Raw genomic sequence first — 7,432 nt, forward strand, 5'->3', positions numbered from 1 at the left:
GCGCCGAAGTGTCGTTCGACTGGCAGACCGGCTATCCCGCGACCATCAACGATGCCGCTGCGGTTGATGTCGCACGCGCGACGGTTTCTACGCATTTCGGCGAGGATCAGATGATCGAACTCGACACGCCGCTGATGGGCAGCGAGGATTTCTCCTTCCTGCTGGAAAAGGTGCCGGGCGCCTATGTGCTGATCGGCAACGGCGACAGCAGCGGCCTGCACACCACGACCTATGACTTCCACGACGCGATTCTGGAGCGCGGTGCCAAATACTTCTACTACCTGGCCAAGGATAGCCTGGTCTGAATGGATTTGTTCTGCCGGCGGGGGCGTCAGACGACAAGCCCGCCGGCACGATCCGGCCTAGCGCATTTGCCTCTGTCGGCAGCACGGTCGGCCATCGCTTCCTACCAGGCGGCTGCACGAGGCGCGCGCCACCACAGCATTTCCTGATGACGGGCTGGATGCGGCATCTTTAGCAGTTGTAAATTGGACGATGCCGCCAGTTCAATCATAGTGTCTACTGGGATCTCAAGCTTTCCGGTATCAATGTCAGATAGTCCTGCCCCCGTGTTCGCTTTTTCAGCTCGTCCTTGGCCTGCTTGAGCATCGCCGGGTCAGAAATTACATCTGCTCCAGTCGCCGCCATTACTTTGGCTGCCACGATCATGGCCTTGTGAGCGGCGGGTCGTTTGCCCTGCGCGACAGTCTGCCAGGCATGGAATGGCGTTCCGATTGCTACGGTTGCCATCAGGCATTGCGCGGTTGGCGCGATCCAACTGACATCACCCACATCAGTTGATCCAAACAGGAGGCCGGGCGTTTCAGGGAATGGCAGGATATCATCATGCAGGCTACGCGGAAAATCCGGATCACCACCAAACGATTTCGCACTGGCAATAATATCTTCTTCTGACAGCGCACTCTGACGCATCCTGTCGGCATACGCAAAATCTTCTGCATCGTAAGGCGGTGGGCCGCAACGTTTCAAATTCTGATACATCGCACTTTCCAAGGTCCGATTGGGGACGATATTGGCCATTGCGCTCCCGACCGTCGTTTCCACGGTGGTTTCCGTCATTAACGCGGCACCTTGCGCAATTTTTTCAACCCTTTTCAAAAGAGTGGTTAGTTCACTCAGCTCTGGGGCTCGAATAACATAGGTGCCTTCCGCGCGTGCCTGCACAACATTTGCCGCTTTTCCGCCCGCGTCGGTTATCGCATAGTGGATACGGGCATCGGAGGGCATATGCTCACGCATGTAATTGATGCCGACATTCATCAATTCCACCGCGTCCAGTGCGCTTCGCCCGACATGCGGCGCCATAGCTGCATGCGCGCTGCGTCCGGTGAATCGGGCATTAACATCCACGACTGCCAGCGTGGAAGAGGACATCACCGCGTTAAAAGAGGCCGGATGCCAACAAAAAGCCGCATCCAAATCATCAAAGGCACCGGCGCGTGCCATGAATGTTTTTCCTGAACCCTCTTCTTCCGCTGGGCATCCATAATAGCGAATTTTTGCCTGAACACCTGCTGCCGCCACCGCATCTCTCAAAGCCACCGCGGCCAGCAATGAAGCGGCCCCGAGAAGGTTATGGTGACAACCATGTCCGTTAGCGCCAGGCGTTGCCGTCGCAGCTTCAAGGGTGTCTGCATCTTGGCTCAATCCAGCCAGCGCATCAAACTCGCCGAGAAAGCCGATTACAGGCCCAGCTTGACCCCATTCTGCGATAAAGGCGGTTTCAATTCCCGCTATGTTGCGGGTGATATGAAAGCCTTCTTTCTCCATTATTTCAATGTGTTCGGCGACAGAACGAAACTCTTCGAAAGCAAGTTCTGGCATATCCCAAATGCGGTCGCTCAACGCCGCATAGTCTGCCGCCTTAGCATCGGCGAAAACGGCTACCTGATCATATCCCAACACATTGCTCATCCCATACCTCAGTTTTTTGAGTTTCTTCAAAAGTGAAAGCACATCAACTCTTGGCGAGGAACTGGAATTGGAGCAAGCAACAAATACAGGTGTTATCATAACCAAAAGCTATGGCTTTTTCGCAAACGCTTTGGATGTGATTTCTGGAAGGTGTAGGCGAAGGCGCCCCCAGCACCACGCCTTCGCAGGATTTCCGTGTGCGCAAAAGGCTCATCCGCCGACCATCGGCTTGACGTCCACATGGACGCGCGTGGCCGCAACCATAGCGCTTATTAAGATATTAAGATGTGATAGGCCCGGTTGAACCAGATCAGTGTCTCCGGCGGTGCCGTATCCAGATGGATCGCATCCACCCGCGCGTAGAAAACTGAATGGCTGCCTACGCTGACGCGTTCCACTATCCTGCAATCAAAAGAAGCGACCGCATCTCGCAGAACCGGAGCGCCAGTTGACAGGGTCGTCCAGTTATCTCCCGTCGAGAACCGCTCCGAGCCCCCGCGTCCGGCAAACACGTTTGCCATTGCATGGTGCCGTCCAGCCAGGACATTCACGCAAAGATTGCCGTTGCCGTTGAAAAGATCGTGAGAGCGGTTGGTGCGGTTTATACAGACCAGCAGAGTGGGCGGATCATCAGTAATGGAGCATACCGCGGACGCCGTCATTCCATGGCGCCCTTCCGGACCGTCGGTGGTAATCAAATTCACGGCGGCGCCAAGTCGGCTCATGCCCTCCCTGAAATCCGAAGCCTTTTTCTCCATTCGAATTCCCTCCTCAGAACGAGTTTTCGCCCTTTAGCGCATGTAAAGGCCGCCGTTCACATCCCAGCACGCGCCCGTCACGAATGCGGAGCGCTGGGATGCGAGGAAGGCCACCAATTCGGCAACGAAGGCGGCGTCTCCGAGCTGCCCCACCGGAATGCCGGCAATCAATCCAGGAAGCGCGGCTTCGGAAACGATGGCGCGCACCTGCGGCGTGTCCATGGGACCGGGCGCAATGGCGTTCACCGTTACGCCGAACGGTCCCAGATCGCGGGCGAATACTTTCGTCAGCGTCAGGATCGCGCCTTTCGAAGCGGCATAGTGCGCGCCCGTCGCAGTGCCACCGTTCTGGCCGGCAAGCGAAGCGAGATTTATGATGCGCCCGTAGCCCCTTTGCTTGAAATAACGACCGAGAATGCGGCATCCGGAAAACGTGCCACCCGCATTCACGGCCATAATCGCGTTGAACTCGTCGGTCTCTATATCGAGAACGGGACGCGCACGGGTGAGAGCGGCGTTGTTGACCATAACTTCCACCGAGCCCCAGCGATCAATGGTCTGGCTCAGTATCGTCTGAAAATCCTGGGGATTTGAAACGTCAAGTTTGGCAAAAAAGGCGGTCTCACCACCGGGGTCCAACTCGCTTGCCGTTTTCGCGCCGTCTGCCTCATCGATATCGGTAACGACGACGCGAAAGCCGGCCTGATGCAGCGCACGGGCGATTTGAGATCCAAGACCAGCGGCGGCTCCGGTGACGATGGCAGTCTGGGTGACGGTCTGGGTAGCTGCGGCCATGTCATGCTCCTTTTCAAAACGATTGCCGTCGGCGACTGCCTATCAAGGAAAGCCCGGAGGCGTTTTTTCGCAAAACAAGCCCGCGCCCGCGGATGTCCATGTCCCGATCCCCAAGAAAGCATGCTGGGCGACGGAGGCTGTATCTAGCATGCAGCGCATCAGGACGTGTCCTCGGTTAATGGCCGATGTCCCGCCCATGTAGAAGGCAGACTGCGCGACGGCGGCAGCTTCGGAGGCGGCATTGGTGGCGGCCAGCCGCAGGCGCACACGCTGTTCCTGCGGAATTTCCTTGCCCGCGACTACAGCTTCCCAGCCTTCCTCCACGGTTTCGTAGAAGTAGGCGCGCGCCGAACGAATTCGCGCCTCCGCCTTGCCGAATTCGGACTGGATATGGGGGCGCGCGCCAATCGATGGCGCTCCGGTGATCGAAGGCTTGCCGGAGGCTTCCGTCCTGATCCAGTCGAGGGCTTCACGCGCCGATCCCAGGCCAACCACGGCAAGCACCTGAGCGGCGAGCGCCATGGAGGGATAGCGAAAGATTGGCTCGGACCGATTGGACGGAGAGCCTCTGACGAAGGTCCATTCCTCAGGCACCTCCACATCGTTCACGGCAATGTCGTGGCTCCCGGTTGCCGTCAAGCCCGCGGTATCCCAGGTATGCTTGATGGAAACCTTGTTGCGCGGCATGACCGCCATGCGTGGTAGGGCGCCGCCTGGCTCCGAGTCATCGATTTTGATGCCAGCCCCGATCAGCGATGCGCCCATGCAGCCGGAACAATAGGGCCACCGACCGTTGACTTTGTAACCCGCCGCCGTTTTTCCAGCGGCCTGGGGTGGGAAGATCGATCCCGCGAAGACCGTGTTGGGATTGGAGCCGTAAATATGCGTAAAGGTTTCCGCCGGCAGGGCGGCGAGATAGGTTGAAGAAACACCAAAACTCGCAACCCATCCCGTCGATGCATCGGCAGTGGAAATGGCCTCGATCAGGCGGAGAAATGCGGATGGAGTGATCTCATCGCCACCCAGCGCTCGCGGCACGAATGCGCGGTACACGCCGATAGCTTGAAGTTTTTCCACTATGTCGAGCGGAACGTAGGTGAGCTTTTCGAACTCTCCTCTTCTGCGGCGGACTTCTTCGAGAACCGCTGGCAGGTTCAAGGCACGCTCACATGATGCGGCGGTTTGCTGCATTACCATTGATTCCTCCCACTATTAAGCCGACCGACGATCGCCCCCTTCGCGCCGATGTTAACCGCCGCGAAGCCCTCTCCTCACGCAGAGGTCTGCGCTTCCGCTTCCCTCCACCTCCATTACGGTACTTTTACCGTAAATATTCTTGCGGTCAATTTGGGCGCTCAATTTAGTGTACTTTTCACGTATTTTCTTTTACCGGTCGGAGGCGCGCCATCGAGCGATGGCCAAGCGCTAGTGTTAAAACAATGCAAGGGAACCGATACCAATGACCAACAGGAAACCCATTCGCACGCTGTTCTGCATCGCCGTAAACCAGAACTTCTTCGACCTGCCATTCCAGAATATTGGGCCAGTCTGGAAGGGATTTTCCGATTTCCTGCGCGGCGTGGCCAACCTTCCCGGCGTCAATGTAATCAGCACTTTGGACGATGATGAGACCATGGTGGGCACATCGCCAACGGGTTTCCCCTGGACCTGCTACGTCATGGCCGATTGCCCGGACCGTGAATCGGTTCAGGCTGCGTGCAATCTTTTCAGGACGATCGAGATCGGCGAATACCGTTTGTGGCGCTATATGCGGATCGAAGCCCGTATGGGCAGAGCTCTTGAGATTCCTCAGCTCTAAGGTCGGCGCAAGGAGCGCCTAGCCAAGCTTGTCGAAGACGCGCCTGAGCAACTGGTTCATCTGCGCGATTTCGTCCGGTTGGAAGCCCTCAAAGGTCCGGTCAAATACGGTTTTAGCGAAATGGGCGGCGCGGATAGCGGCGTCCTCTCCCTTTTTCGTAAGCTGAACCTCGGTCACCCGCCCGTCCTGCGGGCTGCTACGCGTCGTTACCAGTCCGTCCGCCGTCATGCGCTGTACGATTTTTGTCGTCGTAGTGAGTTTGAGGATGCAAAACTCTGAAATTTCCTTGACACCGAGCGTGCCGTGTTCGCGCAGGGATGAAAGGACCCGCCAACGCGAGACATCGAGCCCCGCCGGCTTGAGAAGCTTTTCCATCTCGCCGACGTAGCGAGCACTTACCCTCGTTAACCAATAATAGGGCCAATCGGACTTGTTTGAAAACGGTCCCACCGTTCCCTGATCTTCAAGCATTTCTACCACCTATTGAACCAGTTCGCCTCAAACACGCATGGTCATCTCAAGCGATAGGTAAACTGAAATGTAAAAGCGATCGATATCTGAACGTGGTGCTTTCGACACTTTTATATGAGTCCGAACCGTTACTGGCACAGAATGGTTTGACCCGAGGCTTTGACGGCGCACTGTCTTCGCCGGCCGGAATAGAGGTAGGCCTTTCAAGCCACGCCGTTTGGCGACGTTCACCGCCCAGGCTTTCAGCCATGACCATTTCTGCACATGCGTCAGCAATGTGCGACCCTATCTCGAAAACGCGGGTGGCTTCACGTTCGAGGCCATATCACTTCTGCTTTTGCTGCTGGGCCTCGCGGGCGTGCTCGGAACAGTGGCCATCGGCGTAGCGTTGCGGACGCGCCTGTTCAGCCTCCTGATCGGCATTTTTCCGGCTCTTCCTCGGCGTTGAGATGATAGAGGTTGCCAAAGAACTCGTCGAAGCCATGCGCCGTCGGCAAGTGTTCGTCACGATCACCTAGGTGGTTCTTGCCGAACTGTCCTGTCGCATAACCATAGGTCTTCAGAACATCGCCCACACTCGGATCGAGAGGTCCAAGCCCGAGGTCGGCACCCGGCAATCCGACTTTGGTCAATCCCGTCCGGATCGGCGATTGACCGGTGATGAATGCTGCGCCGCCAGCCGTGCAACTTTGCTGCCCGTACCAATCAGTGAAGACCGTACCTTCCTTGCCAATGCGGTCAATGTTGGGTGTACGGTAGCCCATCATGCCCATGTTGTAGGCACTGATGTTATACCAGCCGATATCGTCACCCATGGATGTCGAGGAGCGTGTTCTGTCGATCATTCCCTCAGCTTTTCTGGCATTCGGTATATTCGAACAAACGGCTAAGGAGGTTTCGGAGAAACTTGCGAAGAAGCTTCGCGATCGGCCCGACGAATCTGCGGTGCATGTCAGCAATCTGAAGCGGATTGATGATCAGCAGAAGAATATCATTCAGCAGATTACGGACCGCGCCGTTCAGGGCCGCCCACACCTCTCTGCTCTGGATGACATGCTCGACAAACTCGAGCAGGAAAAAGTCGAGACGACGGCACTGCTCTCCCGAATCGCCGACGAACCCGAGGACCTATCCGGGAAGCTTGCAGAACTGCGGGAGCAAGCCACGCCCGAGAATGTTGAGCGTATATTGAACATGATGCTCTTCTATATGCGGGATCACATGGATAAGGACGTGAAGCAACCGTATATCGACGTAATCCGTATGCTCGTGCAAAAGGTCGTGGTCGCAAGGACACCTGGCCACGAGCCAGCAACGTTGGAGGTCCACGGAAGAATTGCCAGTATTCTTGCTGCAATGGAGGCTTCAGTCATTGTCGAACGACAGTTTAAGCATCTTGCGGAGACAGAGTATCTGGAGTTTCGAGAAGCAGGTTTGCTTGACACAGAGGCCAAACAGAAAGAGCTCCTCGACGCTTACGCGGAGGAGCTCTCTGTTCGACGGCTTGAATGGAAGAATATACAAGTTTCAGTGGTTGCGGGGGCAGGATTTGAACCTGCGGCCTTCAGGTTATGAGCCTGACGAGCTACCGGGCTGCTCCACCCCGCGTTATCCAGCGCAAGTCCGGAGGACTTGTCGCGTCAGCGACCTTCAG

At 56.7% G+C, this 7,432-nt stretch carries 7 protein-coding genes, 1 tRNA gene and 1 pseudogene; 2 read left to right on the plus strand and 7 right to left on the minus strand.

Annotated features, from left to right (window positions below; translation table 11 throughout):
* Positions 1–305 (plus strand): M20/M25/M40 family metallo-hydrolase (locus JJB09_RS26320; RefSeq protein ID WP_201664069.1); only part of this gene is annotated, 305 nt, incomplete at its 5' end.
* A gap of 214 nt (positions 306–519) precedes the next feature.
* Here the strand turns inward: JJB09_RS26320 and JJB09_RS26325 are convergent.
* From JJB09_RS26325 to JJB09_RS26340, 4 genes are all read right to left on the minus strand, one after another.
* On the minus strand, positions 520–1,935 hold the full coding sequence (locus JJB09_RS26325) for an amidohydrolase (RefSeq protein WP_201664070.1): 1,416 nt from the start codon (positions 1,933–1,935) through the stop codon (positions 520–522).
* Between the two features lie 272 nt (positions 1,936–2,207).
* Positions 2,208–2,693 (minus strand): flavin reductase, encoded by a 486-nt coding sequence (locus JJB09_RS26330; RefSeq protein WP_201664071.1) that lies wholly within the window; start codon positions 2,691–2,693, stop codon positions 2,208–2,210.
* Positions 2,694–2,726: 33 nt separating this feature from the next.
* Entirely contained in the window at positions 2,727–3,488 is a 762-nt protein-coding gene (locus tag JJB09_RS26335) for an SDR family NAD(P)-dependent oxidoreductase (protein ID WP_201664072.1), read from the minus strand.
* 42 nt (positions 3,489–3,530) lie between these two features.
* Complete coding sequence (locus tag JJB09_RS26340) at positions 3,531–4,685, minus strand: acyl-CoA dehydrogenase family protein (RefSeq protein ID WP_201664073.1); 1,155 nt, start codon at positions 4,683–4,685, stop codon at positions 3,531–3,533.
* A 262-nt stretch (positions 4,686–4,947) separates the two neighbouring features.
* Between JJB09_RS26340 and JJB09_RS26345 the strand changes: the two genes are divergently transcribed.
* Positions 4,948–5,307 (plus strand): hypothetical protein, encoded by a 360-nt coding sequence (locus tag JJB09_RS26345; protein WP_201664074.1) that lies wholly within the window; start codon positions 4,948–4,950, stop codon positions 5,305–5,307.
* Between the two features lie 18 nt (positions 5,308–5,325).
* Here the strand turns inward: JJB09_RS26345 and JJB09_RS26350 are convergent, their stop codons facing one another.
* From JJB09_RS26350 to JJB09_RS26360, 3 genes and pseudogenes are all read right to left on the minus strand, one after another.
* Positions 5,326–5,778 (minus strand): MarR family winged helix-turn-helix transcriptional regulator, encoded by a 453-nt coding sequence (locus JJB09_RS26350; protein ID WP_201664075.1) that lies wholly within the window; start codon positions 5,776–5,778, stop codon positions 5,326–5,328.
* A 425-nt stretch (positions 5,779–6,203) separates the two neighbouring features.
* A pseudogene (locus JJB09_RS26355) lies at positions 6,204–6,623 on the minus strand (sulfatase-like hydrolase/transferase); the annotation flags it as partial.
* Between the two features lie 686 nt (positions 6,624–7,309).
* Positions 7,310–7,386 (minus strand) — tRNA-Met (locus JJB09_RS26360).
* Positions 7,387–7,432: the final 46 nt, after the last annotated feature.

The sequence above is a fragment of the Phytoamicus setariae genome (assembly GCF_016722925.1).
GTDB classification, from domain to species: Bacteria; Pseudomonadota; Alphaproteobacteria; order Rhizobiales; family Rhizobiaceae; genus Rhizobium_E; species Rhizobium_E setariae.

What these genes read in the sequence shown, in the direction of transcription:
- JJB09_RS26325 (WP_201664070.1), bottom strand. Translation starts at nt 1,935, where the DNA reads ATGAGCAATGTGTTGGGATATGATCAGGTAGCCGTTTTCGCCGATGCT.
- JJB09_RS26330 (WP_201664071.1), bottom strand. Translation starts at nt 2,693, where the DNA reads ATGGAGAAAAAGGCTTCGGATTTCAGGGAGGGCATGAGCCGACTTGGC.
- JJB09_RS26335 (WP_201664072.1), bottom strand. Translation starts at nt 3,488, where the DNA reads ATGGCCGCAGCTACCCAGACCGTCACCCAGACTGCCATCGTCACCGGA.
- JJB09_RS26340 (WP_201664073.1), bottom strand. Translation starts at nt 4,685, where the DNA reads ATGGTAATGCAGCAAACCGCCGCATCATGTGAGCGTGCCTTGAACCTG.
- JJB09_RS26345 (WP_201664074.1), top strand. Translation starts at nt 4,948, where the DNA reads ATGACCAACAGGAAACCCATTCGCACGCTGTTCTGCATCGCCGTAAAC.
- JJB09_RS26350 (WP_201664075.1), bottom strand. Translation starts at nt 5,778, where the DNA reads ATGCTTGAAGATCAGGGAACGGTGGGACCGTTTTCAAACAAGTCCGAT.